Source organism: Raoultibacter massiliensis (assembly GCF_900199545.1).
Lineage (GTDB): Bacteria > Actinomycetota > Coriobacteriia > Coriobacteriales > Eggerthellaceae > Raoultibacter > Raoultibacter massiliensis.
Map to the genome: position 1 here is coordinate 263,899 of NZ_LT962670.1, position 17,582 is coordinate 281,480.

Annotated in this window: 15 protein-coding genes; 12 read left to right on the forward strand and 3 right to left on the reverse strand. The window is 58.2% G+C overall.

What is annotated here, in order from left to right:
- The first annotated feature begins 29 nt into the window (after positions 1-29).
- From C1719_RS01150 to C1719_RS01165, 4 genes are all read left to right on the forward strand, one after another.
- The gene (locus tag C1719_RS01150) at positions 30-1,433 is read left to right on the forward strand and encodes a nitrogenase component 1 (protein ID WP_245874236.1); all 1,404 of its coding nucleotides are present in this window, start codon (positions 30-32) and stop codon (positions 1,431-1,433) included.
- The gene (locus C1719_RS01155; RefSeq protein WP_102373425.1) at positions 1,426-2,820 is read left to right on the forward strand and encodes a nitrogenase component 1; all 1,395 of its coding nucleotides are present in this window, start codon (positions 1,426-1,428) and stop codon (positions 2,818-2,820) included. The genes C1719_RS01150 and C1719_RS01155 overlap by 8 nt, the downstream gene beginning before the upstream one ends.
- Positions 2,821-2,901: 81 nt before the next feature.
- Positions 2,902-3,810 carry a nitrogenase iron protein gene (nifH, locus tag C1719_RS01160; RefSeq protein WP_102373426.1) on the forward strand — a complete coding sequence of 303 codons (909 nt, stop codon included), beginning with the start codon at positions 2,902-2,904 and terminating at the stop codon, positions 3,808-3,810.
- 111 nt (positions 3,811-3,921) lie between these two features.
- A complete protein-coding gene (locus C1719_RS01165) occupies positions 3,922-4,608 on the forward strand; it encodes a peptidylprolyl isomerase (protein ID WP_102373427.1) in 687 nt (228 codons plus the stop codon).
- A 63-nt stretch (positions 4,609-4,671) separates the two neighbouring features.
- Here C1719_RS01165 and C1719_RS01170 read toward each other — a convergent pair whose 3' ends face one another.
- A complete protein-coding gene (locus C1719_RS01170; RefSeq protein ID WP_102373428.1) occupies positions 4,672-6,228 on the reverse strand; it encodes a helix-turn-helix transcriptional regulator in 1,557 nt (518 codons plus the stop codon).
- Positions 6,229-6,571: 343 nt separating this feature from the next.
- On the opposite strand from C1719_RS01170, the gene C1719_RS01175 reads away from it, so the two are divergent.
- The 4 genes from C1719_RS01175 (at position 6,572) to C1719_RS01190 (ending at position 10,677) form a co-directional block, all read left to right on the forward strand.
- Positions 6,572-8,248 (forward strand): FAD-dependent oxidoreductase, encoded by a 1,677-nt coding sequence (locus C1719_RS01175; RefSeq protein WP_102373429.1) that lies wholly within the window; start codon positions 6,572-6,574, stop codon positions 8,246-8,248.
- 104 nt (positions 8,249-8,352) lie between these two features.
- Positions 8,353-9,030, forward strand: coding sequence for a cytochrome c3 family protein (locus C1719_RS01180; RefSeq protein WP_102373940.1), 678 nt, complete (start codon positions 8,353-8,355; stop codon positions 9,028-9,030).
- A 639-nt stretch (positions 9,031-9,669) separates the two neighbouring features.
- Positions 9,670-10,245, forward strand: a complete 576-nt coding sequence (gene folE / locus C1719_RS01185) for a GTP cyclohydrolase I FolE (protein WP_219717775.1) — start codon at positions 9,670-9,672, stop codon at positions 10,243-10,245.
- 162 nt (positions 10,246-10,407) lie between these two features.
- Complete coding sequence (locus tag C1719_RS01190; RefSeq protein WP_102373430.1) at positions 10,408-10,677, forward strand: ACT domain-containing protein; 270 nt, start codon at positions 10,408-10,410, stop codon at positions 10,675-10,677.
- A gap of 63 nt (positions 10,678-10,740) precedes the next feature.
- On the opposite strand, the gene C1719_RS01195 is transcribed toward C1719_RS01190, so the two are convergent.
- The gene (locus C1719_RS01195; protein ID WP_180963407.1) at positions 10,741-12,201 is read right to left on the reverse strand and encodes a helix-turn-helix transcriptional regulator; all 1,461 of its coding nucleotides are present in this window, start codon (positions 12,199-12,201) and stop codon (positions 10,741-10,743) included.
- 229 nt (positions 12,202-12,430) lie between these two features.
- Here C1719_RS01195 and C1719_RS01200 point away from each other — a divergent pair, with 229 nt between their 5' ends.
- The 4 genes from C1719_RS01200 to nhaA all read left to right on the forward strand — a co-directional run bounded on the left by C1719_RS01200 (position 12,431) and on the right by nhaA (position 17,024).
- Positions 12,431-14,227, forward strand: a complete 1,797-nt coding sequence (locus tag C1719_RS01200) for an FAD-dependent oxidoreductase (protein WP_102373432.1) — start codon at positions 12,431-12,433, stop codon at positions 14,225-14,227.
- A gap of 78 nt (positions 14,228-14,305) precedes the next feature.
- Entirely contained in the window at positions 14,306-14,776 is a 471-nt protein-coding gene (locus tag C1719_RS01205; protein ID WP_102373433.1) for a hypothetical protein, read from the forward strand.
- A gap of 289 nt (positions 14,777-15,065) precedes the next feature.
- Positions 15,066-15,416 carry an anaerobic ribonucleoside-triphosphate reductase gene (nrdD, locus tag C1719_RS01210; RefSeq protein ID WP_102373434.1) on the forward strand — a complete coding sequence of 117 codons (351 nt, stop codon included), beginning with the start codon at positions 15,066-15,068 and terminating at the stop codon, positions 15,414-15,416.
- A 192-nt stretch (positions 15,417-15,608) separates the two neighbouring features.
- Positions 15,609-17,024: a Na+/H+ antiporter NhaA gene (gene nhaA, locus C1719_RS01215; protein WP_245874237.1), complete on the forward strand. Its 1,416-nt coding sequence runs from the start codon at positions 15,609-15,611 to the stop codon at positions 17,022-17,024.
- Positions 17,025-17,031: 7 nt separating this feature from the next.
- Here nhaA and mscL read toward each other — a convergent pair whose 3' ends face one another.
- Positions 17,032-17,478, reverse strand: coding sequence for a large conductance mechanosensitive channel protein MscL (gene mscL / locus C1719_RS01220; protein WP_102373435.1), 447 nt, complete (start codon positions 17,476-17,478; stop codon positions 17,032-17,034).
- Positions 17,479-17,582 lie beyond the last annotated feature (104 nt).

Genomic DNA, 17,582 nt, shown 5'->3' on the forward strand with positions numbered 1-17,582 from the left:
GCGAGCCGTCTTGCCAGGCAAGGCGGCTCATGGCCATTCCCGGCGTATTCTACGGGGGCGGCTGTTCGTACATGGCATGCCGCGGGTTGATGATGAGCGGCATCGAAGATGTGCTGCTGATCACCCACGGTCCGGTCGGGTGCGCTTATTTTTCCGGGATCAACGGATATCGCGGACCGAACGGTGCGCCGCGTCCTCGGCACATCGCTCGCACGTTTTCGACGCACATGGACGAGACGGATGTCATTTTCGGGGGCGAGGGCAAGCTTGCCGATTCCATCGACGAAGCGGTGGAGCGCTACGCTCCAGAAGCCATCGCGATCTGCGCTACGTGTCCCGTAGGGCTGATCGGCGATGATATCAGGCAGGTGGCACGCGATGCCGCCGAGAGGCACGGCGTCGATATCCTGCCGCTCTCATGCGAGGGGTTCAAAAGCGAACCGGGATGGCTGCACGGGGGAAGGCAGATCCTCGACAATTGGGTCGGTCGCGAAGATGGGAGTGCGGGCGAGTTTCCCATCCATTTCATGAGCGAAGCGTGCGGCGACGATCGCGCACGCGAGATGAAAGACCTTTTCGATCGCATCGGCTACGACGTGGTGTGCTCGCTTATGGGGATAACGACGTATCGCGATATCGCGCGCAGCCACAAAGCGAAGCTTGTGGTTCTCGATTCCGGGAAGGCGATAGATGCGGTGCCTCAGCTCTACCAAGAGCGCTACGGGGCGGGGTTCATGCGCGTGAGCCTGACGGGCATCGGAAACATCGCGGCATCGCTGCGCTCGATGGCCGCGCATTTCGGCGATGCGGATCTGACGCAGAGGACCGAAGAGGTTCTGCGCGCGGAGTGCGCTCGCATCGAGCCCGTGCGCGCGCGATGCCGAGCCGAGTTCGAAAACATGCTCGTTGCCGTTTTCGAGGACATTTTCCGAAGCAATGATTTCGCGGTGCTTTCAAGCGAGCTCGGTATGGACGTCGTCATGGTCGCCCAAGATTACGAGACCGAGGTGTACACCGAAGAGGGGTTCACCGTGCATGCGCCCGTGTCCCGCATTGCCGGCTTCGATGAAGAGGAGAAGGCGCTCTTCGGATTCGATTGCGCCCAATTGGTGCGAAGGCTGCCCGGTTGTCCCGAGATCGATTGCCCGGAGCGCGAGTTTTCATGGCTGCGCGTGAGGCTCGATCGCACCCAGGTGAGCGATCTTCTCGTTCGCCTCGCACCCGATCTGTGCTTTGCAGGCATCGAAGAGCGGTTCAGCTATGCGAGCGCCGCCATGCGCTCGGAGAAGTTTCTATCAGACGAACGGGGAACCGACTACATGGGCTTCGACGGATTCGAGCGGTACGCGCGCGATCTCTCGCAGGCGCGCGACCTTTCACATTGGGTGCTCGAGCGGCCGACGTGGATGAAAGGCGGTGAGAGCGATGGGTAGCGAGGGCAAAACCAGATCGCTGTGCGTTGATCCGCTCAACCCCTGCTCCCCGATCGGCGCCATGTATGCTGCGTTCGGGGTGCACGGCGGCTTGCCGCTTTCCCACGGCGCATCGGGATGCTGCCGGTTCCAGCGCATGGAGCTTGCCAAGCATTTTCAGAAAACGGTGCATGTCCCCTCGACGCTTCTGCGCGACCGGGCGGCCATGTTCGGGGGCGAGCCCGAAATCGAAGAAGCGGTTGAAAACGTGTTTCGCCTGTACGACCCCGAGGTGCTGGTCATCAACACCACCTGCCTTTCCGAGACGATCGGAGACGACTTGGGCGGTATCGTTGACAGGCTTGCGATACCGGTCGGCAAAGCGGTGGTTTGGGCTTCGACGCCGGGATACGCCGGCTCGCAGCTGGCAGGATACGGTGCGACCGTGGCGGCGCTCATCCGCCAGCTCGGCGGCAGCTGCTCGGCCGATGCCGTCGAGGTTGCGAAGGGTTCGGGAGCGCAATCGCGCGATGCCGGGCGCCTCTGTCTGCTGCCGGGGTGGATGAACCCCTGCGATGTCGATGTTGCCGTCCGCTATGCGGAAGCGCTGTTCGACGAAGTGACCGTGCTTCCCGATGTGCGCGGGGTCTTCGATCGCAAGAGCCCCGACGATCCGTCGGTCTACGCGCCTGGCGGCACGCCGCGCGACGAGATCGAACGCATCGGCGAGTGCTCGTGCGGAATGGCGCTCGGGTGCGAGGCAACCTTCGAGAGCTCGCGGGCTTTGTGCGAAGCCGCACCGCATGCGGCGGTCGAAGAGCTGCCGCTTCCCATCGGCATTTCGGCGACCGATCGGCTGATCGGATCGCTCGCGGAGCTTTCGGGCCGCCCCGTTCCCGCATGGATCGCCCGCGAGCGGACGCAGCTGATCGACTGTCTGATGCAGGTTGCCGATCAGCTGTACGACAAGCGGTTGCTCATCTGCTGCGACGCCGATCTTGCGGAAGCGGCGGCCTTGTTCGCCGTTGATGCGGGCATGGTGCCGAGCTGCGTTGCGGTCGGCGATGCTGCTTCCGATTTCGAGGAGCGCCTTCGCAGCGATGGTGCGCTTCCTGATGGGTGCGAGGTGCTCGCGGGCGTCGATCGGCTGGCTGTCGAGGAATTCGTTGCAGCTCATCCAATCGATCTCGTGCTTGGCGATACGCGCAACAAGCGGCTTGCCGCGCGGGCGGGCGCACCGCTCGTTCGGATCGGGTTTCCCGTCGTGGATCGCCCGCTTTCCTACACGCGTCCGATTGCGGGGTACCAAGGCGCTCTCTCGCTTCTGCAGCGCATCGTCGAAGCGCTCTGCGACATCGAAGAACGGGCTTTGGCGCCTGAGGATCTTTCGATCTCCCGATACTTTTAGCAAGACGAGAAGGCGCGCGCCGATGCCAGGTTCAGGTGCGCATGCCGTTGATGGCAGAACCGTTGGAAGGAAGAAAAGACGATGGAAGACGAATCCGACGCAAGAAAAGATGCGAGCGGCTTGCGGGGGGAAGCCCGATCGCTTCGCCAGATAGCGTTTTACGGCAAGGGGGGCATCGGGAAGTCGACCACGAGCCAGAACATCGCCGCCGCGCTTGGCGAGGCAGGGCGCAAGCTCTTGGTGGTGGGGTGCGACCCCAAGGCCGATTGCACCTCTCTTCTGACTGGCGAGCTGTTTCAGGAAACCGTGCTTGAAAAGGTGCGCTCCCAATCGCGCAACGCCGCGCCCAACGCGCCTGTCGAGGGCATCGTGCACACGGGCTTTGCCGATATCGCCTGCGTCGAATCGGGCGGGCCCGAACCGGGCGTCGGATGCGCAGGGCGGGGCATCATCTGCGCTATCGAGCTCATCGAGCGGCAGGGCATCATCCACGAGGGCCTCGACTACGTGTTCTACGATGTGCTCGGCGATGTGGTGTGCGGAGGATTCGCCATGCCGATCCGCGAGGGAAAAGCGCAGGAGATATATCTGGTTACGAGCGGCGAGATGATGTCGCTATACGCCGCCAACAACATCGCTACGGGCATCCTCAAGTTCGCGGCATCGGGCCGAACGCGTCTGGGCGGCATTATCTGCAATTGCCGCAACGTCGAAGGGGAAGTGGAGCTCGTGCATACGTTTGCCGAAGAGCTGGGCACCTCGGTTGTGGGCGTGATCCCTCGCGACAACATCGTGCAGGCGAGCGAGCTCAACAAGCAGACGGTCATCCAATACGCTCCCGAAAGCGAGCAGGCCGATGCGTACCGCATGCTCGCACGCACCATCGAGGCCAACGAGCGCTTCTCCGTGCCAACGCCCCTAACCCGAGAACGCCTGCGCGAGCTTGCGCTTGCAATTGCCCAAGAGGGCATGGATGCATCGGAAAAGTGACGGTATCGCTTACGGCGTTTCGCAAATAGGATTATCGATCCGATGCGGCGGACGGTGCGGACGGCTATGGTTCCTTTCGCAAGAGTAAGGGTTCTTTGAGGGAGGATCATCATGGCTCAAATCACCAAGCCGCTCTACACGCCGCGCTACGTTCCGTCGGGCGAGGAGATGGCCGTCATCGATACGAACAAAGGCGCCATCCGCGTGCAGCTTAACGGAAAGGATGCTCCAGCAACCACCGGCAACTTCATCGAACTGGCATGCAAGGGCTTCTACGACGGCTTGAACTTCCATGGCCGCAAAGAGGGTGATGTGGTGGTGGGCGGATGCCCCATCACAAGGGCGCTTCGGCCCCAGCAGGTGCGCATGGCCGTGCGCGAACAGCTGCGCGGCATCCATCCGGGCGTGGGCGATCCGGGCTACGTCATCAAAGACGAATGGAAGGAAAACCCGAACAACCACCATGTTGCGGGCGCTCTTTCGCTCACCCATAAAACCAAGCCCGATAGCGGCAGCTGCCAGTTCTTCTTCTCGCTTGCCGATCATCCCGAGTACGACGATAGATTCACGGTGTTCGGAAACGTCGTCGAAGGCCTCGATGTCGTGCAGTCGCTCAGGATCGGCGACGAGATCAAGAGCATTGCGATCGAGGGCGCCCATGCGCTTCCCGACGACGATGCTCTTCCCGAAACCATCACCGTGCGAAACGACGAGGGGGAAGAGCAGACGGTGCCGAACCCCGATTACCTTGCCATGCAGGCGCTCGGCAAGCTGCTCGGCAAGAAGGTTGCGATTTAGAGGCTGCGTTTGATCCAGCGCATCAGCCGGGGCCGCTGAATGCGGCCCCGAGCCTCGTCGATCCTATGCATCCGCAGCCTTTCGCGCATTCTCTTCGGGTTCCCACTCCTCGATGAAATCGATCAGCTCCTGTTGCTTGTGGATGCCCGTCTTCTGGTAGATTTTTTCGATATGCGTACGGGCCGTGTTCTTCGCGATATGAAGATCGCGCGCGACGATCGTAAGCGTTCTGCCGCGCGCGAGAAACGCAAGCACCTCTTCCTCGCGCGGCGTGAGCCCGCATTCTCGGGCGATGCCCGAGCATTTCTCTTCAAGGGTAATCGTCGGTTCGCGCTCGATTGCCGGATCGGGTTTGGGCGCTTCGGTTTTCTTGCCGGGCATTTTGATGGCCGTCATCGAGGCGATCGCGCTTTCGGGTAGAACGAGAAACGCGATCACAACCAGGCAGAGGATTGCGATGAGCGCTACCGAGCCGATGCGCACCGCCCCTGAAACGACAAGCGGGTTCAGCACGGCGCTGAGCACGTAGCCCGCCGCCATGCCGGTGAACGTGAACGCCACGCCCAGACCGAACACGTAGGGGGCCGCATTGCGCCCGATCCTGCGAGATATTTCGCCGAACAGAACCCATGAGAGTATGTCGAAAAGCTCGTAGCCGATGCTGGTGGCCAGCACGGAAAAGTAGGTGCGCTGCTCGAACAGCAGCGCCATCGCGATCAGTCCGGCTATCATGATGGGCAGCGAAAGGCGGTAGACGAGCGAGACGTTCATCCTGTCCTTGATGAAAAACGAGATGGCGAGAAAGATTGCTCCCACGATGACGAGGCTGAACGAACCGCTTCCGCCCACCATCTCGAAGGGGTCGAGATCTCCGATGGGAAAGGCGTCGAAGGCGCGGATGAGAAACGAGAACACCATGATCGATACCAGGAGCTTCGCGGAGTCCTTCCCAAGCCTCATGCGATCGCGCAGCACGCCGTGCTCATCGGGGGCGATAACCGCTTCATCGAGATCGTCTTCGACGACGCCTTCGGGCAGGCCCGTCTTCCATTCGATCTTGCACCGCTTGCATTCGAGGACGAGAAGGAGAAGCGATAGGATCGGCAGCACGACGAACGTCAGCTGATTGTCGGTTGACGACATTGCGAGCACGATGCCGGTGATGATTGCCGCGGCCGGCGCACAGGCGAGGGAGAAGAACAGGTTTTGGGCGGCGAACTGCTCGCCCCAGATGACTTGCAGAAGACCCGCGCCGGCGCCTCCGACGATGAGTCCGAGCATGAGCAACGTCGGCGAATCGAGCCATGCCGCCGCTGGAATGCATATCGCCGAGCCGAGTATAAGCCCCGTCATCACATCGGTCAGCCGTTCGTGCATGCGAGGCAGGCTGCCGACGAAGCGTGTCATGGCCATTGCCGTCAGCGAAGCCGAGGCGGCTCCTGCCAGCAAAAACACCCAATCGGTTCGCGGGCCGAAGCTTGCGACCGAAGCCGACAAGCAAGACACGATCCAAGCGCGGCACAGCCCGAATCCGATAATCACGAGCATGTAGTCAACGATGCTTCCTTTGACGTCGAGCCATCCCCTGCCGACGCTTTGTTCCCCATCTCGTGCGTTCATGCCCCTCCTGAATACAAGTGTACAGAGCAAGTCGAGTCCAGTTTACGCAGCATTCTTAACACTTACCAGATCAGTTGCATATTTCCCTCGACTGCGTTCGCACGATACTACCTGCTTTCCAAAAAATAATCACTCGGATTATTGATCCGATTGACTTTCAAAACACCTGATCAAAGGCAAGAAAATAAAAATGTAAAAAATCACATCCGTTATACGGTGCTTCTTTTTCGCACCCTTCCTACAATTGCCCGCATTGCCAGGCCGATCGTCCAACAAGGAGGAGGACGCCGTCGCGAGGGAGCGACGATCACGAAGAGTCGGCCTGTTGATTCAAGGAGGAACTATGAGCGAAGGATTGTCTCGTCGTAATTTCCTGAAGAGCGCTGCCGTTGCCGGTGCTGCTCTTGCGGGATCCGCCGCTTTGGCCGGTTGCGCATCGGGCGGTACAAGTTCTGCGGCAGCTCCGTCAGGGGATTGGCTGCCGAGCTCTTGGGATTACGAGACCGACGTCGTTGTCATCGGATACGGTGGAGCGGGCATGTGGTCTTCTCTCGTTGCAGCCGACGAAGGCGGCTCCGAGGTCATCGTGCTCGAGAAGGCTCCCGTCGAGGGCGGCGGCAACAGCCGCATCAACAACGGCGAATGGACCGTTATCAAAGACGAGAAGCTGTTCCGCGATTACTGCATTGCATTCGGCCATGGCCTGATCGAAGAGGATATGATCGACGCCTACATCGCCGAGGCGAGCCGCCACACCGAGTACGCCGATAAGTACGGCATGACCTACGAGGTTGCCGAGCAGGCTCTCGCAGGCACGATTCCCGAGTACTGGTTCCTCGACGACGGCAAGTACGCCGGTTGCATCGGCGTTTCGAGTGTCGAGGGCTTCGGCATGACCACCTTCCACGAGCTCGAGGCGAAGCGCGACGAGCTCGGCCTTCCCGTCACGCTGCTGTTCGGCTGCACCGACGAGCATCTGATCCAGAACCCCGAGAACAAGGAAATCGTCGGCGTTAAGTTCCTTGAGAACGGCACCGAGAAAACCGTCAAGGCTCGCAAGGGCGTTTGCATGTGCACCGGCGGCTTCGAGTTCAACGAGGATCTCAAGAACACCTATCTGAGCATCTATCCCTTCAAGTTCGAGGGCTGGCAGTACAACACCGGCGATGGCATTCAGATGGTCGAAGAAGTGGGCGCGAAGCTCTGGCACATGAACATGGTCATCTCCACGACCGCTATGTGGACTCGCGACCCCGAATACGATTTCGCGATTTTCGCAGGCCCGCAATCCGATGCGTTCTTCACGGTGAACCGTCTTGGCAAGCGCTTCCAAAACGAATCGAAGACCGGCGGCACCGCGCACAACGGCTGGCATACGCTCATGTCGTTCAGCGATGCCATCGACGATTACGACCGCATTCCCTCATGGCAGATCTTCGACCAGCGAGGCGTCGACGGCGGCCCGATGGGCACGCAGCAGGGCGGCTGGTTCGAGTGCGGCAACTACACCACTGACCTTCCCGACGAGATTCGCGCATGGGACGGCTGGTCTGACGACAATCAGGTCGAGATCGAGCGCGGCTGGGTGCTCAAGGGCGATACGCTCGAAGATCTTGCAAAGAAGATCAAGGACTTCGACCACTGGATGGATTACGAAACGCTCAAGGCAACCTTCGACGAGTACCAGGCATTTTGCGATGCCGGCAAGGACGCCCGTTTCGATCGCGAGCTCACTGCCGAAGACAACAAGCTCACCGAAGAAGGACCTTACTACGCCATCTCGATCTACCCCGGTTCCTGCTCGACGCTCGGCGGCCCGAAGAAGAACGCCAATGCCCAGGTGCTCGATCCTGCGGGCAACGTGATTCCGCGTCTGTACGCTGCGGGCAGCTTCGGCAACTTCCAGGCTCACAGCTACGGCATCACCGGCGGCAACAACTCCGAGAACATGGTATGGGGCCGCATCGGCGGACGCCACTGCGCCAGCCTCGAGCCGTGGGATGCTTCTGAGAAGAAATAGTACTGCAGAAAAAAGCGATTGCGCGGATGGATTGGCATCCGTGCAATGAGCGAAGGTTCGGCCGATCGCGCGATCGGCCGAACCTCGACCACGATAGGAAGACGATGACGAACGCAACAACGAAACCAACGAACAAGGCACTCGCGCTGATAGCCGTCATGGCTCTGACGCTGGCGCTGACCGTTGTCCTGGGATTGGTCGTCGGCTGCTCGCCGCAGGGAGGCTCGTCCGATGCCCCCAAGGGCGAAACCCAGCAGACCGAAAAAGAGGACCCGATGGCCAATCAGGCAGTCGAGTGGACGATGGACATCGATTGCAAGACCTGCCATACCACTGAATCCGAGAGCATGGCCGATACGGGCATCCCGCAGGCATCCGAGCATGCTGGTCTGGAGTGCGTGCAGTGCCATACCGAAGAATCCGCGCTGAAGACGGCCCATGAGGGCGTGACCTACGCGGACAAGCCCGCATCGAAGCCGACGGTCATCACTGTTGACGCCGAGACGTGTCAAAGCTCTGATTGCCACGGCACCATGGAAGAGATGGCGGCGATAACCGCCGACAACCAAGATTTCAAGGACGAGAAGGGCAAAGTCCAGAACCCCCATGACTATCCGAGCAACGAACAGCACGACACGATGAATCCGACGTGCACCGATTGCCACAACATCCACTCCAAGAACCTCCAGAAGGATGCGATGATGTGGTGCGCTCAGTGCCATCACAAGGGCGTGTTCCAGTGCGGAACGTGCCACGAGCTGCGCGAGCGCGCAGTGCAGTAGCGCCGCGACCTCCCTGCAGCGCGTTTCGGCAGCCTTGCGGCGCGTTGGGCGATGCTGCGGGACCGGCCAACGGTGCTCGACGGCGCTGCGGTGCAATCAGGCTGCGCCCGATGGCGCTGCGGCTCAGCCCGGCCGCGCCCGACGGCGCTGCGGCAACAGCCCGACGATTCGGAAGCTGCTTTTCGAATCGGACGGTACGTACGACCCCTCGCGAAAGACCCGGCGCTTTTCCCTCCCTCGCCGGGTCTTTTTGCGCGCTCTGGATGGCCCAAACTGCACAGTTTTTGCCAGATTCATACATTGGGGATGCTTCCAACTGCTCCGAAAGCATCCGATGCAAGCGCGAGAAATGCGTTTGCCCAGCTCAGGAATTGTTGAGGCGTTTGCGGCGAGTTTTGCCCGGCACTGGATTACATCCAACATGTATGAATCTGGCAAAAAACGTGCAGATCGAGGCGCTGCCGGTTCCCGTCCCGCCCGTCCCGCCCGTTCCGCTCGCTCTGCCCGTTCCGCCCGATGGGGTCGCCGCAAATCCGCTTGGCGCGATACATGGCGGGAGCTGTTGCTTGAAGCGGTGGCGGGCATGCTATGATGCTCGAGTGCAATGAGGACAACGGAAAGGAACCGAGCGAACCGACTATGGATGCAGCGAAGATCGAACAGGGAGTACGATTGATCCTCGAAGGAATCGGGGAGGATCCCGATCGCGAGGGTTTGCAGAAGACGCCGGAGCGCGTGGCGAAGATGTACGAAGAGGTGTTTGCGGGCATGACCCAGGACCCTTCCGAGCACTTCGAGACGCTTTTCGACGAGCATCACGAGGAAATGGTCTTGGTGCGCGATATCCCGTTCTACTCGATGTGCGAGCATCATCTGGTTCCGTTCTTCGGTCTTGCGCACGTGGCCTACATCCCTGCGGCAAACGGTCGCATTTGCGGTTTGTCCAAGCTTGCTCGTTTGGTCGATGCTTACGCGAAGCGCCCGCAGGTTCAGGAGCGTCTGACATCTCAGATCGCCGACATGCTGGTTGAGCAGCTCAACCCGCAGGGCGTGATCGTGGTGCTTGAAGCCGAGCACATGTGCATGAGCATGCGCGGCGTGAAGAAGCCCGGCGCCCATACGACGACAAGCGCCGTGCGCGGTGCGTTCGAGCGCAGCCAGGCGACGCGCAACGAAGCGCTTTCCCTCATTTTCGCACCCAGGCGCACGATGTAGCTGCTTTTTGGGTTGCGGTCTTGTGCGCGCGATCTGCGCGCGGCGCCCCTTGGCGGTGTCCATCATCTGAAGATGCCGTTGCGGCAAGGGAGCCCCGTGTTCGCATTCGCGACAATGCGGTATAGTAAATCGAAATGCTCGGCTGTGTTGAAAGGGTTGTCTATGAAGTGCGTCGTATCGGTTTTGGGCAAAGACAGAAGCGGCATCGTCGCTGCGGTTTCGAACGTGCTCGCTCAGTGCGGCGCCAACATCGATGACATCAGCCAGACGATTCTCGACGATATCTTTTCGATGACCATGCTCGTGACGCTCGATATCGAGGTTGCCGATTTCAACACGGTGCAGGAGCGCCTCGAGACGGCGGGCAAAGATCTCGGCGTCCAGGTGATCATCCAACGCGAGGACGTTTTTCAGTTCATGTACAAGATCTAAGGCCTGTCTTTTGTATCTTGCAGGCGGTTTGACGACGGCTTGCGGATATCGGCCTGATTCCAGCTAGTCGTGTTCAAGCCGATTCTTTTCGGCTTCGATTGTATCTTGGAGTTCTCGTTTATTGTGGACGTCAAGTTTGGCGTACGTACGTTTAACGTGCGTTTTAACGGTGTCTTTTGACAAGAAGAGATCGTCGGCGATGCTCGCAATGCTTCTTCCGCGCGAATACCGGCCGATAATGTCTTGCTCTCGGGCGGTTACTCCATATTTTTCGCAGAGCGACGCAAGCGCCTTATCGGTTTGGTTTTCGGAGGCGGATCCGGGTGCGCCGTTTGAGTTATCTGCAGCCGCCTTTTCGGCTCTTTCGGTTCTTTTGAGCAGGGGGTAGAACTCGGCAACGGTGGCGACAACGAATATAAGCATGAAAACGAACGAGAACGCCATAAAGGAAAACTTATCGAGGGAGAGGTTCTCGAAAAAGAAAAGACCGATCACGTTTCCGATTGCGAGCATGACCAAGGCGACGCCTTGACAGACTCCCAAGCCGATTGTGTGATCGACGTTCGTCTTTCCGAATGAGCGGCATGAAACATAGAGCATCGATTGGAAGGCGGCAAGCCAGATGCTCGAAAAGCTCCGGATGAGATCGGTTGCCTCGCTCCAAAAAAATGCAGTGAGAATGAGCACTCCCAAGAAAGCAGCGAGGGTTCCGATTGAAAAGGAGCGTATGGAAACCTTGCCGTCGGTAACGGCCATCACTACAAGGAAAACTGCAAGTGCGAATATGCACCAAGAGCCAATCTGGGGGGTTAGGAGCCAGAGAGACCCTTCGATATTTGCTCCGATCCTGAACCAAACCCCAATCAAAATAAGGAACAGCGCGATTGCGCCAAGGAAAAAGAACGATGGAGAGTTTTCGGTATATTGGCGTACCCACGTTTTCGACCTTGCGATGAAGCCGCCTGCCCCAACATGCGTTGACGGCGTCATGCGCGACAAGAAGCCTTTTTGACGCATTGGGAGATAGATGATGAGCGGAACCGCAATCCCTGCGAATGCGTTCACAATCGGTTGAGTGTCTGTGGCGACGACGAGCATGCCGTAAGCGTACGAGATGATGAAACCGATGGGCACGATGCGGTAAATCGATTTATGGGACGAAAAGGAGTAGAGGCAGTATGCCGAACAGACGATAAGAAATCCCGAGTAGAGACTGTAAGAGATGCTTGCCGCAAGCGACAGCATGACGCCTTGCGATACGATGCCAGTCGTTTTTACTGTGATTGCAAAAATTTGAAGCACGAGCATCGCAACAAAAAGGGGGAGCGGAATCTTTTTCGTTTTGTTGAGCACCAGGGCGAAGAGGATGCAGAAAATTCCTCGAGTTAGAACTTCGACGAATGCGGTTAGCCGCAGATCGAGCAAAGCGTTTGAGAAGCCAATGTAGCTTGTGCCCCAGTACAAACCGAATGCGATGCAGCACGCGATCAGGGCAGCGGTGCTCGCCCGTTTTGAAACCGCCATGTCCCCTCCCTGGCTCTGACGTTCGTTCGCCGAGGTTGAATTGTACCGCATCTTTAGTTTCGAAAAACATCCATTACCGTTTTGGCGACATATACCCTTTTTCGGGTGACGAAAAACTCCTCATGAAACGCGAATGACGAAATACGGGGGACGCATCGATTCCGCTGCGTTTCTATTCTTCACGGTACGTGCAAAAGCATGAACGCGGTATACGTTTCAGGAGGAAAACATGGGAGAAGTAACACGTCGTAACTTTCTTAAGGGAGCATTGGCAGTAGGTGCAGCGGGGATCGCGGGTACGGCGCTTTCGGGTTGTTCGAATGCGGAAGCGTCTGCGTCGAGCGATATGCCGAAAAACTGGGACAAAGAAGTCGATGTCCTGATCGTCGGAGCTGGCAGCGGGTTGGCTGCCGGAGTCAAGGCCGCCGAAGCGGGTTCGGACGTGCTGATCGTGGAAAAGTCGGATCATCCAGGCGGCTTCTGGATGGCTTCGGGCGGTGGCTGCACGATGGGCGGTAACAATATCGTTCAGCAGCGTGCGGGCGAGACCGATGATAACGAGACGTGGTTTGAGGATGAAATGTTCTCGTGCAGCTATCGCGGCGACGCTGACATTATGCGCACGTTTGTCGAGCGCGGTGCCGAGACCGTTCAGTGGATGGAGGATTTGGGTATGAAATGGGGGGATCTGTCCCAAGGGTTCCTCCGCGGGAAGACCAAGCGCGGTTTGTGGCCGGTCGAAAACCCCGGCGTGTACGTTGGCGGTTGGGGCACGGGCAAAAATGCAGGTATTTGCTGGACGCAGGTTTGGGAGAACCGTTTGAACGAACTCGGAGTCCCCATCCTTCTCGAGCATAGAATGACGAAACTTTACCGTGAGACTGGCGGTCCTGTCGTAGGAGCTGAAATCGAAACAAAAGACGGAGTTATCAACATCAAGGCGAAAAAGGGCGTTGTTGTGGCCACCGGCTCTTGGACCGACAATGACCATATGGTGAAAATGTACGACCCTCGGGCGGCAGGGGAGTTTTGCTATGGCGATGGCGGCATCCCTGCTGATGGCACCATGTTTAACGAAGAAACCGGCGATGGCCAGATTGCCATCGATGCCGTCGGTGGCATTCTCACCGACATGTCTTATGTTTCATATCTTTGGATTTGGTTCGGTCAAAAATCATTTTGGAGCTGGGGAGAGGAGCCGCTCGACTGGCGCGACAACAAAGGCTGGGAGCGCGGAAAGACTTTGGGAACGGATGCCTTTTTCGAAAACGGCATTGTGGTGCAAAGCGAAGGAAAACGCTACTTCAATGAGAATCTTGCTAAAAGCGGGGCATGCTTTGCCGGCGGCGGCGAAGAGGGCGCTGAGGCGGCCGTGTTCGACCAAGACGCTGCCGTTGCAGCGATGGAGGCACTTGCAGGTAGGGGCGATCATTGCGAAAACCCCGAAATATCCGAGTTTACAACGAAGTACCTTGAGCTTCCTCAACCTCGCAACGTTTGGGCAATTGCGGATGCGCCGATGGCCGAAGCCATCAAATGGCCTATCGAGGAGATGGCGAATCCCAACCCGCGGACTGGCTCTCTGCTCGACCCCGATTGCGTTGCCATTGCAGATTCCTTGGATGAATTGGCCGAAAAGACGGGTCTGCCAGCCGATGAATTGAAGAAGACGATCGAAGCATACAACGGGTACGTTGAATCGGGCGTCGATGAGGAATTCGGTCGGAAACTGCTCCCCGCCAAAATCGAGACAGGCCCGTTCTATGCGGCGCGTGCAAGCCTCATTCGCCATACGGGGCGTAACGGCGCTCGGGTGAACAGCAAATCGCAGGTTATCGATGGTACCGCACGGGTGGACTCCAAGGTTGTTTCATGCAACGACGAACCCGTTATTCCCCACCTGTACGCCTGTGGCGAATGCGGGAACTCCCTTGGCTATCGTCGCACGCACAACAGCCTCGGCCATTATGCTACGGCGGCAATGATCGCTGGAGAAAACGTTGCTCAAGAGGAACCCCTGCAATAGCGGATTCGATTATAGGTTTCGGCGGGCGGGTGCTGCTCCCGCCCGTTTTCCGATTGTTTACGAATAACGAGGTTGAATATGAAGAGAAAACTAGCCATTGTTCTTGTAGCTTGTGCGCTTACGTGCGGCGTCGTGGGAGGATGCGCGCCTTCCGATGCGGGCGAGGGTGGCAAGGCGGGCCAAGCCGAGGGGGCAGAGCAAGCGGGTACGGCGGTCCCTGAGAAGAAGGTGGAGGTAAAAGAGGTTGTCACCGATGAGTGCATCTCGTGCCACCCCATGGATGAGGTTGCCGCCGCATCGGGTGATTACGTTGCGGAATCCGGGGAAGTGGCAAATCCCCATCGGACCGTCGATGAAGATGCTCCCAATCCACATGAGGCGACAGGTAACGAAAAAGTCATCGATTGTGGGAAGTGCCATACGGCGCACGAGAGCGATACCCCTTCAGCCGATGACGTGAAGCTTCCCGAAAACGTGAACTATTGCTACACGAAATGCCATCATCAAAGGACGTTCGAAGACTGCTCCGATTGCCATAACGACAAGTAGCATCGTGTTGAAGCATGTTGGGCGAGCCGGCAACTGCGTTTGTCGGGTGGCGGCTCGCTCGTATTGAAAGCATTTACGGCAACCAGAAGAAGCATGTCGGTAAACGAGGCAGCGCTTCATTTGGCGGTCTGGAGGTTGATCGGTTATGCAGCCGATCGATCCCTGGAAAACCCCACATCTGGTTTCGTTTGCCTGATTGTTAACAAAATCTAGTGGATCGCATAAATATGCTGTGATAGTATGTCTTCTGTCATAATTGATACCAAAAATATAGCAAAAGGAGCTTACTATGGCGCAAACGATCAAGCAGCAGGTGTCCGGCATCGATATCACCATCGCGTATGCGAACGAGGGCGATGCGCCTGTATCCGAAAAAGAAATCAACGCTTACATCGATCGTGCGCGCGAGCTCTATCCTGCCGATACGCTTGAATGGCTCAAGCTGGAGGTCGATGGCGAAGACGTCGGCATCAGCTACGGGCTTGCGCCTGTGCCGTTCGATCGCATCCGTCGAATCACCGGTTACCTGGTGGGAACGATGGATCGCTGGAACAATGCGAAGAGCTCCGAAGAACATGATCGCGTGAAGCACGGAACCGATCGCGCCGAGGCGGCGTTTGCTTGTTCGAACGGGTGCTAGCCGTCCGCTTTCGACGTCTCGCATGTAAAGCCAAGCGAAACGAAGGTGCGGCTCAATTGCTGCACCTTCGTTTCGCTTTGGTGGTGCGGCAATTGTTTTCGGTAGGGTTTCGCCACCCTGAGTCCCATGTTGTTCTCAAGACGTTACCGTCTTGCGTCTATGGCTCCCTGTCGAAAACCTATAATCATCTTCATGGAAAAAGACAATAAGAACCTACATGCTGCCGAATCGATCTTCGAGCCCGAAGTGCACAAGCATCATCGTCGGCGTAAAAAACTCCTCGAGTTCACGCATTCGTCCACACGGGCGACGATGATCATGCTCGGTGCTGCAGTGCTCGCGCTCATCATCGAAAACACTCCGCTGCTTCCGAACTTCAGCGAATTCTGGAACACGTTTTACATCGGCATATCCATCGGGTCGTTCGATCCTCACATCTCGGTCGGCCATTTCATCAACGATTTCCTCATGGCGCTGTTCTTCCTGGTGGTCGGTCTCGAAATCAAATACGAGTTCACGGCAGGGGAGCTCACCAACCCTCGCAAGGCGCTGCTGCCTATCATCGCCGCAGCGGGAGGTGCGGTTCTTCCCGCTCTCGTGTACCTCGCCTTCAACGCGGGGAGCGGGTTCGAGCACGGCTGGGGCGTTCCCATGGCGAACGATATCGCGTTCTGTTTGGGTATTCTGGCTTTGCTCGGCAGCAGGGTGCCCGCCGGTCTGCGAGCTTTTCTCTCGACGCTCACCATCGTCGACGATATGATTGCCATTCTGGTCATCGCTATCTTTTATACGGCGAACCTCAACGTGATGTGGCTTGCGGCGGGCCTTGCGCTGTTTGCCGTGCTGATCGTGCTCAATCGCATGCACATCTACGGACTTGCGCCGTATCTGATCATTGGGCTGGCGCTGTGGGTGTGCATCCTGCTTTCGGGCGTTCACGCTACGGTTGCGGGCGTGCTCGTCGCGTTGACGATCCCGGCGAAATCGCAAGTGCGGCTTGGACGGGTGAGCAACTGGTTTGAAACGAAGGCCCAAAACGCCGACGAGCGCTACGATCCGGGTCAGGCTGACATTGCGCAAAAGGAATATCTGGTTGAGATCAGGCAGATCGGCCGCGTGTCCCGTATGACCATCCCGCCGATCACCCAGCTCGACTATCTGCTGCATACGCCCGTGTACTTCGTGATTCTGCCGCTGTTCGCATTCGCAAACGCAGGAGTGCTGCTGACGGGCACCGATCTTGGAGCGCTCATCATGAGCCCGGTTACGATCGGGGTGTTCTTCGGTTTGCTTGTGGGCAAACCGGTCGGCATCTTCCTTGCCACATGGCTTACCGTCAAATTGAAAATCAGCGATTTGCCCGAGGGCGTGTGCTGGGGCCACATCCTCGGCGTTTCGGTCTTGGGCGGTGTCGGCTTCACCATGGCCATCTTCGTCACCAACCTTGCATTCGCCGATCCGACGACGATCGCTTCGGCTAAAGTGGCGATTCTCGCGGCTTCGTTGGTTGCTGGGCTCATCGGGTTCTTCATCCTGCGCCACGAGGCCCTGTGCGCCGATTGCGGCGACGAAGACGATTACGAAGACGAGGTGGCCGTTGCGCAGTAACCGCGTCCTACTTGACGGTTGCCTTTGCTGGTTCGGGAAGCTCGGCGGTGCAATGGGGGCAGCGGGTTGCGCCTTCGGCAACTTCTTCGAGGCAGTACGGGCATTTGGGAGCCTCTTTTTCTTCCTTATGCTTGCCTTTCGCCGAAAGATCCTTCGCCTTGTTGAGCGCTTTTACGATCAGGAACACCACGAACGCGATGATGAGAAACTGGATGACGGCGTTGATGAAGTTGCCGTAGGCGATGGCCGATTCTCCCGCGCCGAGCGGTATGATCAGTTTCATGTTGGAGAAGTCGAGGCCACCCGTCAAACCCGAGACGATAGGCATGATGAGATCCGATACGACCGAATTGACGATGGCCGTGAACGCGGCGCCGATGACGACGGCGACGGCGAGATCCATGACGTTGCCTCGGTTGATGAACTCTTTGAACTCCTCGAGAAACTTCTTCATCGGTTCCCTTTCGCATCGGTTTGCCTGAGGCGGCCGTGCAGCCGATACGGCAAAGATCGCCTTGATTCGATCCGTATGACCGCAGACGGCCGGCGAAGCACAGT